We start from the raw sequence: 19,684 nt of genomic DNA on the forward strand, positions 1-19,684 counted from the left end.
CCCTCCGGGGGATGGACGGGATTGATCGTGATACGGTCCCGGCAGGAGGACTGCAGGAAGCTCCTCCGTCGGGCGTTGTGCGAGGTGGTGCTGCGGGAGGTCGGTCACCCGGCCTTCGCGTGTCCCACCGGGGGGCCACCTTACTGCCATCCTCGGGACGTGGGTAAGTACCGGCCGCGGGGTTACCTCTCGATGTGGGACCTCGAGGCGGCCGGTAGGGTCCTGGAGTTGGGCCGCCGTTACCTGCGCGAGGAGGGTCTCTACGTGACGTGCCTCGTATGCGACCTCCTCGGACCGGTGGGCAGGTGCACGCTACCGGTGGAACCCTTGGAGCGGTCGGGACGGCGCGTCTCGGGGTTACGGATAGCACCCACCGGGGACGACCGACGGGACGGGCTGGTGAGACTGGCCCTGAGATGGCTCGCCGCGAACCCTTCGGCGTCGATCGAGGGGTCCTGGCCCGGCAAGACGGACGCGTTCCTGGAGTACGCGGAGGAGGCCCGGAAACTCATCGACTACCTGGATCGTCTCGGTCACCTCTCGATTCCAGCACATTCCGGACGATCTCCTCGAGCTTGGAGTCGGTGACCCTGACACGCCGGTCCCCGAGCGCCTTGATCCGCTTGAGGACCTCCTCGACGATCTCCTCCTCCGGTTCCACGCCCAGTTCCTCCAACTTCGCGACCACCGCCTTCCGCCCGGTGTGCTTACCGAGGACGATCTTCCGGTTCATACCCACCTCCTTGGGGTCGATCGGCTCGTAGGTGCGCGGCTCCTCCAGAACCGCGGCCACGTGGATCCCGGACTCGTGCCTGAAGGCGTTCTCGCCCACGACGGCCTTGTTCGGGGGCACGTCGATACCGGAGTACTCCGAGACCTTCCTCGAGAGCTCCGCGAGCACCTCGGTGTTGAACCCCGGGTCGATCCCGTACAGCTCCTTGAGGGCCATGATCACCTCCTCGAGGGCTGCGTTACCCGCGCGCTCACCGATACCGTTCACCGTGGTGGAGATCGCCTGCGCCCCCGCCTCGACCGCGGCCAGCGAGTTGGCCACGGCCATGCCGAAGTCGTCGTGGCAGTGCACGCCGATCGGCAGGTCCACGACCTCGCGGATCTTCGCCACGAAAAGCCGCATCGCCGCCGGTATCATGACGCCGACGGTGTCCGTCGCGTGGACGCGGTCCGCCCCGCACTCCTCCGCCGTCCGGTACACCCTCTCCAGGAACTCGAACTCCGTCCTCGTCCCGTCCTCCGCGGAGAACGCCACCCACAGCCCGTGGTCCTTCGCGTACTCGACCGTGTCGGCGATCCGCTCGAGTACCTCCTCCCTCGACATCCGGAGCTTGTGCTTCAGATGCAGCTCGGAGGTGGCGATGAAGGTGATCACTCCGTCCACGTCGCAGTCCAACGCCGCGTCCACGTCACCACGTAGCGTCCTCGCCAGGCATAGAATGTCGGCGTTCAGTCCCTCGTGCGCGATCCTACGCACGGCGTCCCGCTCGCCCTCGGACACCACCGGGAACCCGGCCTCGATCTGCTGCACGCCCAGCTCGTCCAGTAGGTGCGCGATCTCCAGCTTCTGCTCGGGCGTGAAGCTGACACCCGGGGTCTGCTCACCGTCCCTCAGCGTCGTGTCGTAGACGATCACCTCGTCCGGGAGGTCCATCTCCCTAACGGCTTCACGTACGTACGGACTCTGCACGTGCTCACCCCTCCAAGTCGTACGCGACCTCTAACCGCTCCAGGGTTACGACGCCCACGCCGAGACGCTCTTTGAGGAGCTCCAGCAGGCGCTCGACCTTCTCCCGACTGTCCACCACCTCGACGACCACGGGCAGGTTCATCGACGTCCTGAGGATGCGCGCCTCCGAGCGCCCGCGGCGGCCGCAGCCCGCGAAGCAGCGGTGCACGGTGGCCCCTCTCAGTCCGAGCTCGCGCACGCGTTCGAGGATCCAGTCCACCGCGGGCACCCCATCGACCTTGTCTCCTTCCAACAGGTACACCTTCAGTTTCACCGGTTCTTCGATCTTCCTGACCAACCTCACGCCCTCCCCGACCATACCACGTGCGCCGCCGCCATGCCGCCGAGCACGGCCGCGATCCCGAGCACGACGTTAGCTGTTAAGTAAAGAATGGAGAGTACCGGCGAGGCCTTCAACAGCTCCACGGTCTCGTACGCCATCGTGCTCAGCGTGGTGAGGCCCCCGCAGAACCCCACCGTCGCGAGCGCGCGGACCTCTGGGGAGAGCCGCAGGCCGAGCATCGTCGACCAGGTGAGGAACCCTAGGACGAACGACCCGAGGACGTTCACGAGGACCGTCCCCATCGGGAACCCGCGCACCTGCGGTACGAGACCGGACAGTAAGTAGCGACAGACCGCCCCCAGCGCGCCTCCGATCGCCACGGCGGCCAGCTCCCGGGCCCCGATCTTCACCACCCCTCCTCAGAGCATCTTGGCTGCGAGCGGCACGAGGAGCGCGATCCCACCCAACAGCAGACACACTTTCGAGAAGTCGAGACGTCTCGCCACCCGCAGCAGCACTTCCATGCAGATCAGACTCACGACGAAGGACACCCCGATCGCCGTCACCATCCACGACGTGCCCATTTTCGTGGCCGCGCTCAGCCCCTCCTTGAGCTCTAAGGCCGTCGCGCCCAGCATCGCCGGACCGGCCAGGTAGAACGACAGCCACACGGCCTCTCCACCGTCGAACCTACGCCAGAGCAGGAGCGCCATCGTCGTACCGGACCGGCTGATCCCCGGGATCACCGAGAACCCCTGTCCCAGGCCCACGATGACGGCGTCCACGACGTTGACTTCCCTGCGATCCCTCAGCCCCTCGGGCGATATCCGCAGGAGGAGTCCCGTGACGATCAGGGCGCCTCCGATGGCCATCTGGACCGCGTCTCCCGTGGCGGCCGAGAAGATCCCCTTCAACACCTTGTACACCGGGAGCCCGACGACGGCCGTACAGACCGTGGCGACGATCGCGAACAATCCTAATCGCCGCCACGGCCCGCCCATCAGCAGGTCCCTCACCGTCAGCCAGTACGGGACACCGAACCGTAACAGCACGGCGAGCAGCGTGCCGGCGTGCAGCCAGAGCGCCAGGTCCATCGCGGTCGAGGGCGGGATCCCGAGTACCTTCATCATCGTCATCGTCGCCTGACCTTCGCTGCTGATCGGTAACCACTCCGTGATACCTTGCACCACGCCGGCCAGGACGGCGGTCCATAACTCGATCTCCCGCACCCCCTCCGCCGCCGCGACCGCCCGAGGTTAAATCTCTGTTCGGAATCCGGAGTCGGAAGGCGATTACCGTAATCTGACGCCGCGGGTCGGGTATCTCCACGAGCGGTCGGAAGGTCCGATTCGCCGTTCGACGTCGAAGCCCGCGTCTGCACTCCGTCCCGGTCCTCGGGCCCTTCGCGGAAAACCTTTCCGACGGTCGCGATCACGCTCCTGGGGGCATCGGGTTGACCCGCGCGGTGGTGACCGTGATCGGTGCGGATCGACCCGGTATCGTCGCCGGAATCTCGAGCGTCCTGGCCGAACATAACGCGAACATCGAGGACATCTCCCAGACGGTACTGCGCGACCTGTTCGCGATGGTCATGCTCGTCGACCTCTCCGAGGCCGACGTGAGCGTGGGTAAGCTGAGGGAGGAGCTCCAAAAGGCCGGCGAAGAGCTCGGTGTCGACGTGATCGTTCAGCATGAAGACGTGTACCGCGCGATGCACCGGGTGTAGGTCCCATGTCCAGTCTGGACGTGGAGGAGGTCATCGAAACCATCGAGATGATCCGGATGCGGAACCTCGACGTCCGCGCGGTGACGCTGGGGATCAACCTCCTGGACCGCGCTCACCCGGATCCGGAGGAGCTGGCGCGGGACGTCCGCGAGAAGATCGTCGAGGTCGCCGGTGACCTCGTGGAGGTCGTGGAGGAGGTGGAGGACGAGCTCGGAGTGCCGATCGTGAACAAGCGGATCGCCGTCACACCGTGCTCCATCGTGGCCGCGTCCGCCGTCCGGAAGGAGGGACGCGAGGCCGTCCTGACCCTCGCGGAGGCGTTGGACGAGGCGGCGGAGGAGGTCGGCGTCGACTACCTCGGCGGGTACACGGCTCTCGTCTACGACGGGTTCACGGAGGCGGACGAGGCCGTACTGGACACGATCCCGGAGGCCATCGAGGGGACGGAGCGGCTCTGCGCGTCGGTCGTGGTCGCGGACGAGCGCTACGGGATCAACATGGACGCGGTGTACAGGACCGCGGAGGCCGTCAAGGAGACCGCGGAACGTACCGATGGACACGGTTGTGCCAGACTCGTGGCGCTGACCAACGCCCCCGAGAACACGCCGTTCATGGCTGGGGCGTTCCACGGGGTCGGACAGCCCGAGGCGTGCGTCAACGTGGGGATCTCGGGACCGGGTGTCGTCCGGGCCGTCGTCGAGGAGCTGAAGGACGTCGACTTCCGGACGCTGCACGACGAGATCAAGCGGACCGCGTTCAAGATCACCCGGGTCGGCGAGCTGGTGGGCCGGCGGGTGGCGGAGCGCCTCGGGGTGGAGTTCGGGGCCGTGGACCTGTCGCTGGCTCCGACCCCCGAGGAGGGCGACAGCGTCGCGGAGATCCTGGAGGGGATCGGCCTCGAGTCGTGCGGTTGTCCCGGGAGCACGGCCGCGCTGCACCTACTGATGGACGCTGTCAAGAAGGGTGGAGCGGCCGCGACCTCGAGACACGGCGGTTACAGCGAGGCGTTCATCCCGGTGAGCGAGGACGCCGGGATGGCCCGCGCGGCGGAGGAGGCCCTCACCCTCGAGAAGCTCGAGGCCATGACCGCGGTGTGCTCCGTGGGGATCGACATGGTAGTCGTACCCGGCGACACCCCGGTCGAGACCATCGCCGGTATCATCGCGGACGAGGCGGCGATCGGCGTGGTCACGGGCAAGCCGACGGCAGTCAGGATCATCCCGGCGCCGGGCAAGGAGCCCGGGGACGAGTTCGAGATGGGCGGACTGCTCGGCCGGGCACCGGTCATGGACGTCTCGGACTACCGACCTACCATGTTCCGCAGGGACGGTCGGATACCGCCTAAGTTCCCACGATAACGGCCGATGACGAGCCTGCCCCGGCGGGATCGGTGACGAGGATTGGCCTTTCCGAGGCCCGACGGGGGTGAACGCGTCGCCGACCGTCGTGGTAATCCCCGGGGACGGGATCGGGCCGGAAGTCATCGACGCGGCCCTGAAGGTCGTGCGGGCGGTTCTGGGTGACGAACTCGAGATCGTGGAGGAACAGGCCGGGTACTCGCTGTGGAAGAAGAGGGGAGTCACGATCGAGGACGAGACGATCGAGCGCTGCCGCGAGGCGGACGCCATGCTCTTCGGCGCGTGCACGACTCCGGAGGACCCGGAGGCCAAGAGTCCCATCGTGACGCTGCGGAAAGAGCTCGGACTCTACGCCAACGTCCGTCCCGCTCGCTCCTGGCCCGTACCGCGACCTGTCGACACCGAGTTCGACCTGGTGATCGTCCGGGAGAACACCGAGGGTCTCTACACCGGATGCGAGTGCGAGATCCACGACGGTGTTACCGTCGCCCTGCGTAAGATCTCCGAGGAGGGTACGCGCAGGGTCGCTGAGGTCGCCTGCGATCTCGCCGAGGAGCGCTCCGGTCGCGTGACGATAGTGCACAAGGCCAACGTGCTGAAGCTCACGTGCGGAACGTTCAAGCGCGTCGCGGCGGAAACCGTGGAGCGTCGCGGTCTGGAGTGGGACGACGAGTACGTGGACGCGGCGGCGTACAAGCTGGTGCGTGAGCCGGACAGCTTCGACGTGATCCTCACCTCCAACCTGTTCGGGGACATACTCTCGGACCTGGCGGCGGGTCTGATGGGGAGCCTCGGGCTCGCACCCAGCGCGAACCTGGGGGACGACGCCGCCCTATTCGAGCCTGTACACGGGTCGGCACCCGACATCGCGGGTAAGGGGATCGCGAACCCGGTGGCGGCGATCCTCTCGGCCGCCATGATGCTGGATCACCTCGGGTACGGGGAGGAGGCTCGGATCATCGAGCGTGCCGTCGAGGAGGTGCTGCGCGAGGGCGTGAGGACTCCCGACCTCGGCGGTTCCGCGACCACGGAGGAGGTGGCCGAGGCGATCGCGGAGCGTGTGGCTACCGGGTGAGCGGGGGGCGTAGGGCGACCGGCTCGTACCTGGGATCACCCCCGAGCTCCACGAGGGCCACCTCGGGTAGCTCCTTAACCCTGCGTGCGAACTCCTCGCTGCGTCCCTCGATCAGCAGCTCGGCTAGCTCCGAGGCGAGCTCGATTCTATCCCGGAAGCAGCACCTCTCGGTCTCGGCCACGGCCGGGTCGTTGAAGGTAATCACCACGGGTTCTTCCCCACCGAGCCTCCTGCCGACCTCCTCGGATCGCACCTCCAGGTACGTCGGGTCCTCCGTGAGCTCCAGCACCCGGGAGTCCGCGTCGTACCTGACGGTGTCCCCGGAAACCGACTCCAGCCCCCTCGCGCTCTCCATCGCGAGCCGCAGGAGGTCCCGACACGTCGCGGACCGGAAGACCTTAACCCGGGGGCCCTTGGACATTGCCGATCACCCCGCGCAACATCGTCCGACACGAGCTCATTGGCCTGGAGTGTCGGGTGGTGAAGTCGCTCGGGCCCCCGTACGAGGGCCTGGAAGGCAGGATCGTGGACGAAACGAAGAACACCCTGGTGTTGAAGACGGAGTCCGGTGAAAAGGTTATAGTGAAAGATCAGGTGCTGCTCGAGCTCAAGCTTCCGTCGGGCGAGAGGGTACGCGTTGACGGTGCCCTGCTCGTGGGTCGTCCGGAGGAAAGGCTTTCTAAGCGGATCAAATACGCGGAGGTCGTGCGCGGTAGGTTCGATCCGGAGGACTACCTGGATTGACGGGGGAGTATCGAATGGCGAAAGACATCGGGCTCGGCGTCAAGCCACCGCGGAGGGAGTGCGACGATCCGAACTGCCCGTTCCACGGTAACCTGAGGGTCCGTGGGATGATCCTCGAGGGTGTCGTGGTGAGCGACCGGATGGACAAGACCGTGATCGTGGAGCGCGAGTACTACCGGTACGACCGGAAGTACGAGCGTTGGGAGCGTAGACGCTCCAGGATCCCGGCCCACAACCCGCCCTGCATCGACGCCCAGGAAGGTGACAAGGTCCGGATCGCGGAGTGCCGGCCCCTGAGCAAGACGAAGAGCTTCGTCGTGATCGAAGTCCTCGAACGTGCACAGGAGAGGTAGGGGTGAGCCGCCGTGAAGGCGATTAAGGCGAAGTCCCCGCATGCCGCGCTACCGGTGGGCGCGCGGCTGGTCTGCGCGGACAACACGGGTGCCAGGGAGCTCCAGATCATCGCCGTGAAGGGCTACAAGGGCGTCCGTAGGAGGCTACCGAACGCCGGGATCGGCGACATGGTAGTGTGCTCGGTGAAGGAAGGTACTCCGGACATGCGAAAGGAAGTCGTGAACGCCGTCATCGTGCGTCAGCGCAAGGAGTACCGCCGTCCCGACGGAACGCGCGTGAAGTTCGAGGACAACGCGGCCGTCATCGTGACGCCGGACGGAGCCCCGCGAGGCTCCGAGATCAGGGGCCCCGTGGCCAAGGAGGCCGCGGAGCGCTGGCCCAGGATCGGTAGCATCGCGAGCATCATCGTCTAGGGGGGACGTCACCCTTGCGCTGGACGAAGTCCAGTCAGCCGAGGAAGCAGCGTAAGGCCTTCTTCAACGCCCCGCTACACAAGCGCCAGAAGCTCATGAGCGCCACGCTCCACCCGGAGCTCAGGAAGAAGTTCAACCGTCGGAGCCTGCCGGTCCGGAGGGGAGACATGGTCAGGATCATGCGCGGTGACTTCAAGGGTCACGAGGGCGAGGTCGTCGAGGTGGACCTGAAACGCCTACGTATCTACGTGGAGGGTGCCACGATCGAGAGGGCGAACGGAGAGAAGGTGTACTACCCGATCCACCCCTCGAACGTGATGATCATCGAGCCGAACCTGGACGACCCGATGCGGCGTAAGATCATAGAGCGCTCCGGTGGCACCCCCGAGGTCGAGGCCGTACCCGAGAAGTCCGAAGAGGAGAAGGAGGAGAAAGAGAAAGAGGAGGAAAAGTCCGAGGAGTGAGGGGGTGAACTCGCTTGGGTCGCGCGCGTAGTGGTCCGAAGCGTCACGTGAAGCGTCTCGCGGCCCCGTACGCCTGGCCGATCCCGAGGAAGGAAGGTGGTAAGTTCGCACCGAGGCCGTACCCCGGACCGCACACCATGGACACGAGCGTGCCGCTGCTGATCCTGGTACGCGACATGCTGGGATACGCCGACTACGCCCGGGAGGCCCGGAAGATCATCACGCGCGGTGAGATCTACGTCGACGGCGTGGTGAGGAAGGAGCCGAAGTTCCCGGTGGGCATCATGGACGTGGTGGAGATCCCGCGCACCGGGGACAGGTACCGCGTGGTCATGAACGAGCACCACCGCCTGGACGTCGTGCCGATCTCCGAAGAGGAGGCCAGGGTGAAGGTCTGCCGGATCAAGAACAAGACCTACGTGAGGGGCGGCAACCTCCAGATCACGATGCACGACGGTAAGAACTGGCTCGTCGAGATCGAGGACCCGACGGACCCGAAGGAGGATGTCTACAGCGTGGGAGACAGCCTCGTGCTCGAGCTCCCGGAGCCGGACAGCGGTGAGAGCTGGAAGGTCGTGGATCACATCCCGTTCGAGGAAGGTGTCTGGGTGTACGCGATGACCGGCCGACACTCGGGCGAGGTGGGTCGTGTCGTCGAGATCCAGACATTCGAGGGTCCGCAGGAGGACCTCATCACCGTCGAGAACCCGGAGGGAGACCAGTTCCAGACCACGAAGGGCCGGCTCATCGCGATCGGTAAGGACGAGCCGCTGGTCACCGTGAGGAAGGAGGAGTAGGGGGAGCTCCCGTTGTCCGTCGTCGACGAGGAGACCCGGCGTAAGATCCTGGAGGACTGGGAGAGCAACCCGATGCGGAAGCCGCGCGTGGGTAAGGTCACCGTGAACATAGGCGTCGGCGAGTCCGGGGACCGGCTACAGAAGGCCTACGAGCTCCTCCAGGAGCTCACCGGGCAGAAGCCCGTCTACACCCGGGCCAAGCAGACGAACCCGAGCTTCGGGATCCGACGCGGCCAGCCCATCGGAGTGAAGGTGGACCTGCGTCGGGAGCAGGCGATCGAGTTCCTCGACTGGACGCTGGACGCCGTCGACAGGGAGCTCCACGAGTCGCAGTTCGACGAGTTCGGTAACGTGTGCTTCGGTCTGGAGGAGCACATCGCCCTCGAGGGCGTCGAGTACGACCCGGAGATCGGTATCTTCGGTATGGACATCGCCGTGACCCTGGAGCGCCCGGGCTTCCGGGTTATGAGGAGACGCCGCTGTCGTCGCCCCGTCCCGCGCCGGCACCGGCTGACCAAGGAGGAGGGCATAGTCTTCATGGAGGAGGAGTTCGACGTGGAGGTCCTGCCCTGAGGGGGTGACCCGGAATGGCGAGGAGGGAGTTCGGCAAGGGCGCACGCCGGTGCCGGCGCTGCGGTGACACGCACGGAGTCATACAGAAGTACGGTATCATGTTGTGCAGGCAGTGTTTCCGAGAAGTGGCCGAAAAGATGGGGTTCAAGAAGTACAACTGAGGGGGGTTAGTGTCGCTTGACCTTGATGGACCCGCTCGCGGACGCGATGGCCACGATCAAGAACAACGAGATGGTAGGTAACAAGGAGTGCGTGATCGAGCCGGCATCCAAGCTCATCGGCCGCGTGCTGAAGGTAATGCAGGAGTACGGTTACATCGGTAGCTTCGAGTTCATCGACGACGGTCGCTCCGGGAAGTTCCTCGTCAAGCTGGTCGGCCGGATCAACGACTGCGGTGTGATCAAGCCCAGGCACCCGGTCAAGAAGGACGAGTGGGAGTACTGGGAGCAGCGCTACCTGCCGGCCCGAGACTTCGGTCTCCTGATCGTGACCACTCCCGAGGGCGTCATGAGCCACTACGAGGCGAAGGAGAGGGGCATCGGCGGACGGCTGCTCGCGTACGTGTACTGAGGGGGACCGGACCGTGGCGGAGGCCAAGTTCGAACCCGCGAAGGACGCCATTCCCGGCGTCATCGTGATGGAGGAACGCGTCAAGATCAAGGACGACGTCGAGATCGAGATCTCCCAGCGCGAGGACCGGCGGTACGAGGTCACCGTCAAGGGTCCGAAGGGCGAGGTCACGAAGGAGTTCTACTACCCGGACGTGTACCTCTGGGTCGAGGACGACGAGGTCGTGATCGCCGCCACGAGGTCCAACCGGCGTCAGAAGGCCATCCTAGGCATGATCAAGGCCTACATCGAGAACATGCAGAAGGGCGTCACCGAGGGCCACGAGTACAAGCTCAAGCTGGTGTACTCGCACTTCCCGCCGGAGGTCAAGGTGGATCAGAAGGAGGGCAAGGTCTACATCGAGAACTTCATGGGTGAGAACGTGCCGCGCGTCGCCGAGATCGTGGACCCGGAGAACACCGAGGTCATTGTGCAGGGCCAGGACATCATCGTGCGTGGTATCGACAAGGAGGCTGTCGGACAGACCGCCGCGAACCTGGAGCAGGCCACGTACATCAAGGATCGGGACCCGCGTGTGTTCCAGGACGGTATCTACATCGTCGAGAAGGACGGCAAGAAGATCGTGTAAGGGTGAGGTGCCTTGGTCCGGAACCCGAACCTCTCCAAGGAGGAGGAGCGCCTGCTCAAGCTCCGGGAGGAACTCAAGCGGAAGAAGCCGAAGTTCCGCCGGCAGGAGTGGCACCGGTACAAGAAACTGGGTGAGAAGTGGCGCCGGCCGAAGGGCCGCCACAGCAAGATGCGCAGGAAGCTCAAGAGCAAGCCGAAGATGCCGAACCCGGGGTACGGCTCCCCGAAGAAGGTCCGAGGCCTGCACCCGTCCGGGTACGAGGAGGTGCTGGTGTACAACCCGAAGGACCTGGAGAAGATCGACCCGAAGCGTCAGGCCGCGCGCATCGCCAGTCGAGTGGGTAGGAGGAAGCGCCAGGAGATCCTCGAGAAGGCCGAAGAACTGGGGATCGTCGTCCTGAACGCGTGATCCGGGTTTTGTTGACTCAGAGTTTCACCTCGTGCCCGTCCATGTGGACGACCACCCCGCGTCCCTCCTCCACGTGTCCCACGATCTTCGCCTCCACGTGCTTCGACACCGTGTCGACGACGTCTTCGGCCTCCTCCTCCGGGACGATCAACGCCATGCCCATTCCCATGTTGAACGTACGGTACATCTCTTCGACGGGCACGTTCCCCAGCTCCCTGATTATCTCGAACACGGGATGCGGCTCGAACGGGTCGTCCAGCACGTAGCGCACGTCGTCTCGGAGCCGCTTCAGGTTCTCCACTCCACCCCCGGTGATGTGGGCGATTCCGCGCACCTCGTAGTCCCGCAGTACCTCCATCACGGGCCGGACGTAGATGCGCGTCGGTTCGAGGAGCTCCTCGGCCACGGTCCTACCGTGCGGGAGCTCGTCGTGCACGTCGTACTCCGAGAGGAGGACCTTCCTAGCTAGCGTCAGGCCGTTGCTGTGGATCCCGGAGCTCCGCAGTCCCACGATCGCGTCGCCGGGTTCCACGTCCTCCCCCGTGATCGGGTCCCCCTCGACCCGACCCAGACAGGCGACCACGAGGTCGAACCCACGTCCTTCCTCCTTTCCGCGGATCACCTCCGGGAGCGTCGCCAGCTCGCCGCCGACGATCGGGGCACCCGCCTCTCGGGCTCCCTTGCCGAGTCCCTCCGCGATCTCCGCGCAGACGTCGGGGTCGGGATCCTCCATCGCCAGGTAGTCGAGGAAGGCCAGCGGCCGCGCCCCGAGGCACACCGCGTCGTTCGCGTTCATGGCTATCGCGTCGATGCCGACGGTGTCGTACCGGCCGACCAGCTGGGCGACGAGGACCTTGGACCCCACGCCGTCCACGTTGAGCGTCAGCAGTTCCCCGTGCACCTCGAGCACGGCGGCGTAGTGGCCGATGCCCTCGACCTCCCGGCAGCCCTCCGGCTCCACCTTGTACTTCTCCAGCACGTCCCGGATCGCCCGGACGGCGAACGCCTCCTTGTCGATGTCCACTCCGGCGTCCTTGTAGGTCATCTCGGACAACTCGTCGTACCCCCTAAGTGAGACGGAAGCACTCCAGGTTCTCGGGCGCCATGGAAAAGACCTTCCTGACCGTGCGGCGCAGGTGGTTGGAGAAGTACTTACACGCGCGCGGCTCGCCGTGGTTCGTGAAGACCTTCGACGGCGGCGACGGACGTATCGACCGCACGTATTTGGTGAGCTCGATCTTGTCGCCGTGTCCACTGAACCCGCTCACGGTCTCGACGCGGAGCTCGATCCGTAGGGTCTCCGTCTTGCCCGTGGGCGTGGGCAGCGGGACCTCCTTGGCACCCTCCTGGATCTGCCTTCCGAGCGTGCCCTCGGCCTGGTAACCCACGAAGATCAGCGTGTTCTTGGGATCGTCGGAGAGCTCGCGCAGGTACTCCAGGATCGGGCCCCCCTCGAGCATACCCGAGGTCGAGAGGATGACCGCGGGTTCGTCGTCCTCCATGATCGCCTGGCGGTGGTCCGAGCCCTCCACGGGCTCGAAGACTTCCGAGGTGAACGGGTCGTCGTCCTCGTGTAGGATCCTGTGCTGCAGGCGGCGGTTGAGGTACTCCGGGTACGCCGTGTGGATGGCCGTCGCCTCGTAAATCATACCGTCCAAGTACACCGGGCCCTCGAGCTCGTCCTTGCGGTGCATGTCCTCCAGGACGAGCATGACCTCCTGGGCGCGTCCGACGGCGAAGGACGGTATGAGCACCTTACCGCCCTTCTTCAGCGTGTCCCGCACGATCTTCCTGAACCGGTTCTCCTCCTTACGACGGCTCCCGTGTCGCGAGTCACCGTAGGTGGCCTCGACGACCATCGAGTCGACCCGCTTGAACCGGTTGTCCGCGCCCTCGAGCAACCGGGACGGGGTCGGGTTGATGTCGCCCGTGTACACGAAGTTGTGGCCCTTGTCCTGGAGGAACACGTGCACGGAGGCCGATCCCAGGATGTGTCCGGCGTTGTAGAAGGTGATGCTCATGTCGGGCGTGATGTCGGTGGGCTCCCGGTAGTCGATCGTGATCGTGCGCTTGATGACCTTCTTGACGTCCTTCTCGGTGTACGGGGGCTCCTGGCCGCGCTTCTCGAGGACCTTGATGTAGTCCGTCAAGAGCAGGTACATGAGGTCGCGGGTCGGCGGCGTGCAGTAGACCGGGACCCGGCTCTCGATGACCTTGTGTCGGTAGAAGTACGGCAGGAAGCCGCAGTGGTCCAGGTGTGCGTGCGTGATCACGATCGCGTCGAGGTCGTCCATACGGAACTCCGGGACGTTGAAGTGCGGATAGGCGTCCGTACCGTTCGCGGCCACGTTCACACCGCAGTCCAGGAGCACGCGGCTCTCCTCGGTGTGTAGGAACAGTGAGGAGCGTCCGACCTCCTGGAAGCCTCCCAAGGCGCTGACCCGGGCCCACCGTGACTCGGTGCCGCGGCTCCGCGTTCGACCGCAGAAGATCCGGGCGCTGACGTTCCTCAGGAACTTGCGGCGCGAGTCGTCCGAGAGTATCAGTCGGCGTGTCGTGTTCACGGTCTTCGACGGGATCGGTGGTTGCCTGTAGATCCGCGGTACCCAGCCGGTATCCCGGGAGATCCTGTGCACGTTCTTCCCGCGCTTGCCGATCACCAGTCCGGGTTTCTTCGAGAAGATCACTACCTCTCCGGTGTCCAGGAACAGCAGGTCCCGTTCGCTGACCCCGGCCTCCTCCGGGATGATCTTCAGGATGACCTTCTTGGCCTCCTTGGCCGGGGAGAGCGCGGCGGGATTAGGTCTTATCTTGACACGTTTCCTCAGGGCTTTAGCCAATCTCGTGACCAGGTCCGAATCGTCCTTGACGAAGGAGTGCGGTGAGTTGGTGTACAGGACGACCTCGGGACCTTCGAAGTCTACGTCGGTCACGACGACGTCCGAAGGCAGCACTTCCTCGACTCTCTCCATGACCTTCTTTTTGACCTCTTCCAACGTCTTTTCGCCGCCTCTTCGCTCGCTCAACGCATCCGCCCCTGGCTTCACCGGTGATCACCGGGGTCGATTGTCCGGGGGAGGGGGCTGAGGGATCACGAGAGGAGCTTCTCCACCTCCTCCTCGGGTAGCTCTCGGTACCCCTCCTCCCGGGTGATGGTTACCACGGTCACCCCCTCACCGGTACCGGTATCGCGTTCGAGCGCGGATTTCACGGCCCGGACGGCCACCTCGATCGCGTCGTCCAACGACATCCCTTCCTCGTACTCGGCCTCCAGCACACCGTAGGCCGTCGGAGAGCCAGAACCCGTGGCCGTGTAGTCCTCCTCGATGATCGATCCGCTGGGGTCCAGGTTGTACAGCGCCGGATCGTCGTCGTTGAACCCGCCCACGATGAGTTGCACGAGGTACGGGCGGAACGCCTTGAGGCTCGAGTGCAGCACGTGCGAGATCATGTTGGCCAGCGCCCTGGCGCTGATCATCCGGTTGTGCCTCAGCTCGTACAGTCTGGCCTCCGCCCGCATGAGGTCGACGATCTTCTGGGCGTCGGCCACCGAGCCGGCCGTGGTCACGCCGATGTAGTCGTGGATGCGGAAGATTTTCTTCACCTGCTTGCCCGCGATCAGGTTGCCCATCACGGCTCGCCGGTCGGCGGCCAACACGACCCCTTTATCGGCCAGTATGCCGACGGTCGTGGTTCCCTTAGTGAGCTGGTCCAGCTCCTTCATCACGTCACTCAACTGCAAACCGGACAACCCCTGATTCCAGTTTCAGTACGTTTTCGCGATACGGACGGTGTACTCGGCTGTTTCACCACAGATCGGACACCTTTCGAATTCGGTGTCTTCTTCGGGGTACGGCGTACCGAGAACGTCTCCACCAAACTCCTCCTCCATACGTACACCGCAGCGCTCGGAACCGCACCAACCGGTCTCGACGATCCCCTCACCAACCAGTCTTCGTGCTTCCTCCGGGGAGTCCGTTCGGAATATACCCTTTTCGAACTTCTCGCGGGCTCGCTTCCGCAGCTCCATCGCGATGTCTTCCAGCAGCTCAGGGACGACGTCGGGCAGTTCTTCGAACGCGTACGTCTCGCGCTCGAGCTCGTCCCTCCGGAAGACTACCGCGGTACCCTCCTCGAGTTCCCGGGCTCCGAGCTCGATACGCAGCGGGACACCCTTCAGCTCCCAGTAATGGAACTTGCGTCCCGGGCTCATGTCGCGGTCGTCCACCTTGACCCGGACTCCCTCCTCCCGCAGCATCTCCTCGACCTCCGCGGCACGTTCCAGGATCTTCCGCCGGACTCCCTTCTTCAGTATGGGGACCATCACAACCTGGTACGGAGCCACGTCCGGCGGTAGCACCAGGCCGCGCTCGTCCCCGTGTATGGCTATCATCGAGGCCACCACTCGGTCCGATATACCGTAGCAGGTCATGTACACGTACTCCTGGTCACCCTCCTCCGTCTCGTAGGTGACCTCGAACGTTCTCGCGAAGTTCTGGCCGAGCATGTGGACGGTACCGATCTGCAGCGTCCGACCGTCCGGCATCAGCGTGTCGAAGGCCACCGTGTACTCGGCGCCCGGGAACTTGTCCCACTCCGGTCGCACCGACGCGATGTACGGGATCCCGAGCTCGTCGAAGAACGACGAGTAGATCTCCACCGCCTCCTTGACTTGCTCCTCCGCCTCCTCCTCGGTCGCGTGGGCTGTGTGGGCTTCCTTGAACGTGGTGATCTCCCGCATCCGGATCAGCGGTCGGGTGTGCTTCGTCTCGTACCGGAAGGTGTTCACGATCTGGAATATCTTGAGCGGTAGGTCGGCGTGTGACCTGATCCACAGCGCGAACATCGGGTAGATCGCCGTCTCGCTGGTCGGCCGCAGCGCCAGCTTCTCGTCGAGCTCCTTGAGACCCCCGTGGGTCACCCAGTACACCTCGTCCTCGAACCCTGCTATGTGCTCGGATTCCTTCTTCAGCTGGGTCTCCGGAATCAGCGTCGGGAACAGTACTTCCTCGTGCCCGGTCTCCCTCAGCTTGCGCCTCAGCTTCTCGACTACCCGCTGTCGGATCTCGAACCCATACGGTAGCCACACGTACATACCCTTAACGGGGTACCTCACGTCCATTATCTCCGCGCTGCGCAAGACCTCCGCGTACCACTCCGAGAACTCCAATCGATCACCCCTCGGGGTCGACGGAAGTTGAGCGTTCCCAAGAAACGCATGCAGCTCCCGAGAGAGGTCGTCGTGGGTTCGAACGTGCTCCCCGAAGTTCCGAAGCTCCTACGTAGCGTCGGAGTACCGGACGGAGTCGTCGCGGTGTTCTCCGGGCGAACTACCATGAAGATCGCGGGGAACGAGGTCGCCGACCACCTCGAGGAAGCCGGGTACCAGACGTCACCGGTGATCGTCAAGGGGTCGACCGGGGACGACGTGAAAAAAGCTTTGGAGGCGCTGGACGAGATCGACGCGGACGTGGTAGCCGCGGTGGGCGGCGGTAAGGTCATCGACGTGGCGAAGGTGGCGTCGTACCGTCGGGGTATCCCGTTCATCAGCGTCCCCACATCCGCCTCCCACGACGGCATCGCATCACCGTTCGCCTCCATCCGCCGGGAGGGACGGCCGTACTCCGAGCCCGCCCAGGCTCCACTGGCCATCCTGGCGGACATAGAGGTCATCCGAGAGGCCCCGGAGCGCCTCATCCGCGCCGGGGTCGGGGACGTCGTCTCCAACGTGACGGCGGTGAAGGACTGGCGACTGGCGCACCGGCTCAGGAACGAGCCCTACAGCGAGTACGCGTCCTCCCTATCGCTGATGGCGGCCCGGATCGTGATGAAGAACGCGAAACCCATCGGCAAGCTCCTCCCGGAAGGCATCAAGAAGCTGGTTCAAGCGCTCATCAGCGGCGGGGTGGCTATGAGTATCGCGGGCTCCTCCCGACCGTGCAGCGGGTCGGAGCACCTCTTCAGCCATGCCCTGGACGTGATCGCGGAACGTCCGGCGCTTCACGGCGAGCAGTGCGGGGTCGGCACCATCATCATGGAGTACCTGCACGGGGGCAACTGGCGGGAAATCCGTGAGACGCTCGAAACGGCGGGCGCACCTACCACGGCCGAGGACCTAGGGGTAAGTGACGAGGAGATCATCGAAGCGCTCTGCCGGGCGCACAAGATACGTCCGGACCGGTACACCATCTTGGGGGATAAAGGACTGACGCGCGAGGCCGCGGAGAGGGCGGCCGAGGAGACGGGCGTCATTCAGTGAACCGCTCTTCGAACACGACCTCTTCCACGGCGTCGTCGTACTCTATCATCAGCTTCGCGAACCTCTGCTTCGCCCGGGCCCACGCCGGATTGGCGGCGTCGTCGCCTTCCACCCTGACGCGCAGCGTGTTCCCGTCCAGCTCCAGCTCCGCGTCGACGGATGGCACCATCGTCTCCAGCAGGCCCTCCGCCCGCTCCACCGTGTCCTCCAGTACGTCCACGACTTCCACCTCGTACACCAGCGCTTTACCCGCCAGCGGGTGGTTGAAGTCGACCCTCACCCGTCCACCGTCGACGCTGAGCACGCGACCGCGCCGGCCGTCGGGACTTACGACGGTATCCCCGGGCTTCACGCTCCCCCTGAACTCGGACTCACGGTACGTCCGGACCAGCGATGGGTCACGCTCCCCGAAGGCCTTCTCCGGGGGCACCTCGACCTCCAACTCGTCCCCTGGTTCCGCGCCCACCAGTGCCTCCTCAACCGGTTCCCATACCATTCCGGCTCCGACCACGACCACCACCGGGCCGGACTCGACGTTCAGATCGTGCTCTTCCGCGACCTCCTTCCGTGTGGTGTCGATTACCTCGTCGGTGTCCTTCACGCGTCCCGTGTAGTGGATCTTCACGAAGTCACCCTTCTCAACGGCCACGACGATCAACCCCTCAGCATCGCGTTCACGAGTAGTTCGACGGCTTCTTCCTCCGAGAGACCTCGGGACATCAGGGTCTCGACCTCCTTCTTCTCCACGGTACCCAGGGCGGCCTCGTGCGTCAACCGGGCGCCTGGGTGGACCACCCGCAGCTTGGGAACGCTGACGACCTTCCCACCTCCTTTAATGATCTCCGAGCACTCTACGTGACCGCGGGCGCCGTCCGCCTCCCCTGAGATCTCACCGACCAGCTCGACGAACGCGCCGTCGATCGCCGCCGCCTTGAAGTCCAGGAGGGTCCGCGCGTCCTCCCCGGTCAACCTGACGCTCTCCACTGCCCGGACGCGATCCTCCCCGACGGCCCTCAGCCTCGCCACTCCCTCCATGGTGGCCCGCTCCTCGACGCGGGCGCCCATCTCCCACTCCAGCTCGCCGACCCGACCCTCCGTGAGCCTGAACTCGGTCACGAAGGACGCCTCGGGCTTCACGGACACGTCGTACTTGGCCTTCAGCCGTACGCCTCCCTCCCCGTGGTAGTGCACGTCCGTAACCTTCACGTCCGCGCCCTCACCGATCTCGAACTCGGCTTCCATCTCGTGCACGACGTCGCGCGCTCTCGGGAACGAACAGTGGGACATCAGCTGTATCTTCGCCTCTGGCTCCACGATCAGCCTCGTCACGATCCGCTGGACTCCCTCCGGCCATGGAACCCCCACGCACATGTGGATGGGTTCGTCGAACTCGTACCCCTCCTTCACCACGAGCTCGGCGACGACGGTGTCGTCTTCCTCCTCGGCGTTGAGCTCGAGGCCCTCCGCCCCCTGCACGTTCACGACCTTGTTCTCGATGATCACGATCCGCGGCGTGTCCGGACCCGCGTGATAACCCGTAGGCTTGAACACCTCCTCGGGGCTCACTCCGCCCCGCACACCAGGCCACCCCCGCACATCAGGCACTTGAGCACCACGTCCTTCGGGTCCCCTTCATCGACGATCTTACCGTCCATCATCAGGTAGGCCCTGTCACCGACCTGCTCCGCCAGGTCGCGGTTGTGCGTGATCAGCAGCACGGCGGAGCCTTCCTCCCTCATGGTCTCGATGACCTTCGCCAGATCCTCCATCGACGACATGTCCAGTCCCGCGTCCGGCTCGTCCAAGATCACCAGGTCCGGTCTCATCGCCATCACAGCGGCCAGTTCGACGCGCTTCCGCTCGCCTCCGCTCAGGTTCTCACCGCACTCGCGGTCCCAGTACTCCTCCGGGTCGAGACCGACGATCCGAAGGCACCGTCGCGCCCAGTCCTCATCGTCGGTGCAGACGGACAGGTACTCGCCCACGGTCAGGCCCTCGAACCTCGCGGGCTCCTGCCAGGACATTGTCAGTCCCATCCTCGCCCGCTCGTACATGGGGAGGTCGGTGATATCCCGACCCTTGAACCGGACCTCTCCCTCGACGACCTCGTATCCCGAGCACCCCACGATGGTCTTCGCCAGCGTGCTCTTCCCCGACCCATTGGGACCGATCAGGTCGACGATCTCGCCCTCGTCGACGGTCAGGGAGGCACCTCGAACGATCTCCGTTCCGTCCTCGGATTCCACCCGCAGGTCTTTAACCTCGAGCAGAGCCAACGTCTAGGGCCCCCG

General features: G+C 64.9%; 27 protein-coding genes. 15 read left to right on the top strand and 12 right to left on the bottom strand.

All coding sequences use genetic code 11. From position 1 onward, the window contains the following. The first annotated feature begins 21 nt into the window (after nucleotides 1-21). Nucleotides 22-588, top strand: a complete 567-nt coding sequence (locus MK_RS06450; protein ID WP_148679746.1) for a hypothetical protein — start codon at nucleotides 22-24, stop codon at nucleotides 586-588. Here the strand turns inward: MK_RS06450 and MK_RS06455 are convergent. Genes MK_RS06455 through MK_RS06470 form a run of 4 tightly spaced genes read right to left on the bottom strand, consistent with a single transcriptional unit; the run spans nucleotide 509 to nucleotide 3,253 of the window. Further along, a complete protein-coding gene (locus tag MK_RS06455; RefSeq protein WP_011019577.1) occupies nucleotides 509-1,702 on the bottom strand; it encodes a homocitrate synthase family protein in 1,194 nt (397 codons plus the stop codon). The genes MK_RS06450 and MK_RS06455 overlap by 80 nt on opposite strands. Before the next feature lie 4 nt (nucleotides 1,703-1,706). Then, entirely contained in the window at nucleotides 1,707-2,039 is a 333-nt protein-coding gene (locus MK_RS06460; RefSeq protein WP_158295966.1) for a DUF190 domain-containing protein, read from the bottom strand. Nucleotides 2,040-2,041: 2 nt separating this feature from the next. Beyond that, the gene (gene crcB, locus MK_RS06465; protein WP_011019579.1) at nucleotides 2,042-2,437 is read right to left on the bottom strand and encodes a fluoride efflux transporter CrcB; all 396 of its coding nucleotides are present in this window, start codon (nucleotides 2,435-2,437) and stop codon (nucleotides 2,042-2,044) included. Between the two features lie 6 nt (nucleotides 2,438-2,443). Beyond that, nucleotides 2,444-3,253, bottom strand: coding sequence for an undecaprenyl-diphosphate phosphatase (locus tag MK_RS06470; protein WP_011019580.1), 810 nt, complete (start codon nucleotides 3,251-3,253; stop codon nucleotides 2,444-2,446). A gap of 224 nt (nucleotides 3,254-3,477) precedes the next feature. Between MK_RS06470 and MK_RS06475 the strand changes: the two genes are divergently transcribed. The 3 genes from MK_RS06475 to MK_RS06485 all read left to right on the top strand — a co-directional run bounded on the left by MK_RS06475 (nucleotide 3,478) and on the right by MK_RS06485 (nucleotide 6,183). Next, nucleotides 3,478-3,750, top strand: a complete 273-nt coding sequence (locus MK_RS06475) for an ACT domain-containing protein (protein ID WP_011019581.1) — start codon at nucleotides 3,478-3,480, stop codon at nucleotides 3,748-3,750. A 5-nt stretch (nucleotides 3,751-3,755) separates the two neighbouring features. Then, nucleotides 3,756-5,108, top strand: a complete 1,353-nt coding sequence (locus tag MK_RS06480; RefSeq protein WP_011019582.1) for a PFL family protein — start codon at nucleotides 3,756-3,758, stop codon at nucleotides 5,106-5,108. 67 nt (nucleotides 5,109-5,175) lie between these two features. Further along, the gene (locus tag MK_RS06485) at nucleotides 5,176-6,183 is read left to right on the top strand and encodes an isocitrate/isopropylmalate dehydrogenase family protein (protein WP_011019583.1); all 1,008 of its coding nucleotides are present in this window, start codon (nucleotides 5,176-5,178) and stop codon (nucleotides 6,181-6,183) included. On the opposite strand, the gene MK_RS06490 is transcribed toward MK_RS06485, so the two are convergent. Next, nucleotides 6,173-6,604 carry a hypothetical protein gene (locus MK_RS06490; protein ID WP_148679747.1) on the bottom strand — a complete coding sequence of 144 codons (432 nt, stop codon included), beginning with the start codon at nucleotides 6,602-6,604 and terminating at the stop codon, nucleotides 6,173-6,175. The two genes, MK_RS06485 and MK_RS06490, sit on opposite strands and share 11 nt — an antisense overlap. Here MK_RS06490 and MK_RS06495 point away from each other — a divergent pair. Genes MK_RS06495 through MK_RS06540 form a run of 10 tightly spaced genes read left to right on the top strand, consistent with a single transcriptional unit; the run spans nucleotide 6,604 to nucleotide 11,134 of the window. After that, nucleotides 6,604-6,927: a ribonuclease P protein component 1 gene (locus MK_RS06495; RefSeq protein ID WP_011019584.1), complete on the top strand. Its 324-nt coding sequence runs from the start codon at nucleotides 6,604-6,606 to the stop codon at nucleotides 6,925-6,927. The two genes, MK_RS06490 and MK_RS06495, sit on opposite strands and share 1 nt — an antisense overlap. Nucleotides 6,928-6,941: 14 nt before the next feature. Next, complete coding sequence (locus MK_RS06500) at nucleotides 6,942-7,280, top strand: 30S ribosomal protein S17 (protein ID WP_011019585.1); 339 nt, start codon at nucleotides 6,942-6,944, stop codon at nucleotides 7,278-7,280. Between the two features lie 12 nt (nucleotides 7,281-7,292). Then, nucleotides 7,293-7,694, top strand: coding sequence for a 50S ribosomal protein L14 (locus MK_RS06505; RefSeq protein ID WP_011019586.1), 402 nt, complete (start codon nucleotides 7,293-7,295; stop codon nucleotides 7,692-7,694). A 14-nt stretch (nucleotides 7,695-7,708) separates the two neighbouring features. After that, nucleotides 7,709-8,158, top strand: a complete 450-nt coding sequence (gene rplX, locus MK_RS06510; RefSeq protein ID WP_011019587.1) for a 50S ribosomal protein L24 — start codon at nucleotides 7,709-7,711, stop codon at nucleotides 8,156-8,158. Nucleotides 8,159-8,172: 14 nt separating this feature from the next. Continuing rightward, nucleotides 8,173-8,955, top strand: a complete 783-nt coding sequence (locus MK_RS06515; RefSeq protein ID WP_011019588.1) for a 30S ribosomal protein S4e — start codon at nucleotides 8,173-8,175, stop codon at nucleotides 8,953-8,955. Between the two features lie 12 nt (nucleotides 8,956-8,967). Further along, nucleotides 8,968-9,528: a 50S ribosomal protein L5 gene (locus MK_RS06520; protein WP_011019589.1), complete on the top strand. Its 561-nt coding sequence runs from the start codon at nucleotides 8,968-8,970 to the stop codon at nucleotides 9,526-9,528. 14 nt (nucleotides 9,529-9,542) lie between these two features. After that, the gene (locus tag MK_RS06525; RefSeq protein WP_011019590.1) at nucleotides 9,543-9,689 is read left to right on the top strand and encodes a 30S ribosomal protein S14; all 147 of its coding nucleotides are present in this window, start codon (nucleotides 9,543-9,545) and stop codon (nucleotides 9,687-9,689) included. Nucleotides 9,690-9,705: 16 nt separating this feature from the next. Further along, on the top strand, nucleotides 9,706-10,098 hold the full coding sequence (locus tag MK_RS06530; protein WP_011019591.1) for a 30S ribosomal protein S8: 393 nt from the start codon (nucleotides 9,706-9,708) through the stop codon (nucleotides 10,096-10,098). Nucleotides 10,099-10,147: 49 nt separating this feature from the next. Next, nucleotides 10,148-10,726, top strand: a complete 579-nt coding sequence (locus MK_RS06535) for a 50S ribosomal protein L6 (protein WP_394296050.1) — start codon at nucleotides 10,148-10,150, stop codon at nucleotides 10,724-10,726. 12 nt (nucleotides 10,727-10,738) lie between these two features. Then, complete coding sequence (locus tag MK_RS06540; protein WP_011019593.1) at nucleotides 10,739-11,134, top strand: 50S ribosomal protein L32e; 396 nt, start codon at nucleotides 10,739-10,741, stop codon at nucleotides 11,132-11,134. 16 nt (nucleotides 11,135-11,150) lie between these two features. On the opposite strand, the gene purM is transcribed toward MK_RS06540, so the two are convergent. The 4 genes from purM to proS all read right to left on the bottom strand — a co-directional run bounded on the left by purM (nucleotide 11,151) and on the right by proS (nucleotide 16,304). Next, a complete protein-coding gene (purM, locus tag MK_RS06545; RefSeq protein ID WP_148679967.1) occupies nucleotides 11,151-12,179 on the bottom strand; it encodes a phosphoribosylformylglycinamidine cyclo-ligase in 1,029 nt (342 codons plus the stop codon). Nucleotides 12,180-12,201: 22 nt separating this feature from the next. Continuing rightward, the gene (locus MK_RS06550) at nucleotides 12,202-14,160 is read right to left on the bottom strand and encodes a beta-CASP ribonuclease aCPSF1 (RefSeq protein ID WP_011019595.1); all 1,959 of its coding nucleotides are present in this window, start codon (nucleotides 14,158-14,160) and stop codon (nucleotides 12,202-12,204) included. 65 nt (nucleotides 14,161-14,225) lie between these two features. Continuing rightward, on the bottom strand, nucleotides 14,226-14,858 hold the full coding sequence (gene psmB, locus MK_RS06555; RefSeq protein ID WP_011019596.1) for an archaeal proteasome endopeptidase complex subunit beta: 633 nt from the start codon (nucleotides 14,856-14,858) through the stop codon (nucleotides 14,226-14,228). A 42-nt stretch (nucleotides 14,859-14,900) separates the two neighbouring features. Beyond that, complete coding sequence (proS, locus tag MK_RS06560) at nucleotides 14,901-16,304, bottom strand: proline--tRNA ligase (protein ID WP_226988627.1); 1,404 nt, start codon at nucleotides 16,302-16,304, stop codon at nucleotides 14,901-14,903. Between the two features lie 27 nt (nucleotides 16,305-16,331). On the opposite strand from proS, the gene MK_RS06565 reads away from it, so the two are divergent. Then, nucleotides 16,332-17,393, top strand: coding sequence for an NAD(P)-dependent glycerol-1-phosphate dehydrogenase (locus MK_RS06565; protein ID WP_011019598.1), 1,062 nt, complete (start codon nucleotides 16,332-16,334; stop codon nucleotides 17,391-17,393). On the opposite strand, the gene MK_RS06570 is transcribed toward MK_RS06565, so the two are convergent. The 3 genes from MK_RS06570 to MK_RS06580 are packed head-to-tail and all read right to left on the bottom strand — an operon-like array spanning nucleotide 17,383 to nucleotide 19,669. Continuing rightward, nucleotides 17,383-18,042 (bottom strand): FKBP-type peptidyl-prolyl cis-trans isomerase, encoded by a 660-nt coding sequence (locus tag MK_RS06570; RefSeq protein WP_011019599.1) that lies wholly within the window; start codon nucleotides 18,040-18,042, stop codon nucleotides 17,383-17,385. The two genes, MK_RS06565 and MK_RS06570, sit on opposite strands and share 11 nt — an antisense overlap. Before the next feature lie 5 nt (nucleotides 18,043-18,047). Next, a complete protein-coding gene (locus MK_RS06575; protein WP_148679749.1) occupies nucleotides 18,048-18,971 on the bottom strand; it encodes a SufB/SufD family protein in 924 nt (307 codons plus the stop codon). Further along, on the bottom strand, nucleotides 18,956-19,669 hold the full coding sequence (locus tag MK_RS06580) for an ABC transporter ATP-binding protein (protein WP_011019601.1): 714 nt from the start codon (nucleotides 19,667-19,669) through the stop codon (nucleotides 18,956-18,958). Before MK_RS06580 ends, MK_RS06575 begins: the two co-directional genes overlap by 16 nt. Between the last annotated feature and the right edge of the window lie 15 nt (nucleotides 19,670-19,684).

The sequence above is a fragment of the Methanopyrus kandleri AV19 genome (genome assembly GCF_000007185.1).
Classification (GTDB): Archaea; JAADCQ01; Methanopyri; order Methanopyrales; family Methanopyraceae; genus Methanopyrus; species Methanopyrus kandleri.

Excerpts from the sequence above, each read along its gene's own strand:
- MK_RS06480 (WP_011019582.1), top strand. The coding sequence starts at position 3,756 with ATGTCCAGTCTGGACGTGGAGGAGGTCATCGAAACCATCGAGATGATC.
- MK_RS06490 (WP_148679747.1), bottom strand. The coding sequence starts at position 6,604 with ATGTCCAAGGGCCCCCGGGTTAAGGTCTTCCGGTCCGCGACGTGTCGG.
- MK_RS06500 (WP_011019585.1), top strand. The coding sequence starts at position 6,942 with ATGGCGAAAGACATCGGGCTCGGCGTCAAGCCACCGCGGAGGGAGTGC.
- MK_RS06525 (WP_011019590.1), top strand. The coding sequence starts at position 9,543 with ATGGCGAGGAGGGAGTTCGGCAAGGGCGCACGCCGGTGCCGGCGCTGC.
- purM (WP_148679967.1), bottom strand. The coding sequence starts at position 12,179 with ATGACCTACAAGGACGCCGGAGTGGACATCGACAAGGAGGCGTTCGCC.
- psmB (WP_011019596.1), bottom strand. The coding sequence starts at position 14,858 with ATGAAGGAGCTGGACCAGCTCACTAAGGGAACCACGACCGTCGGCATA.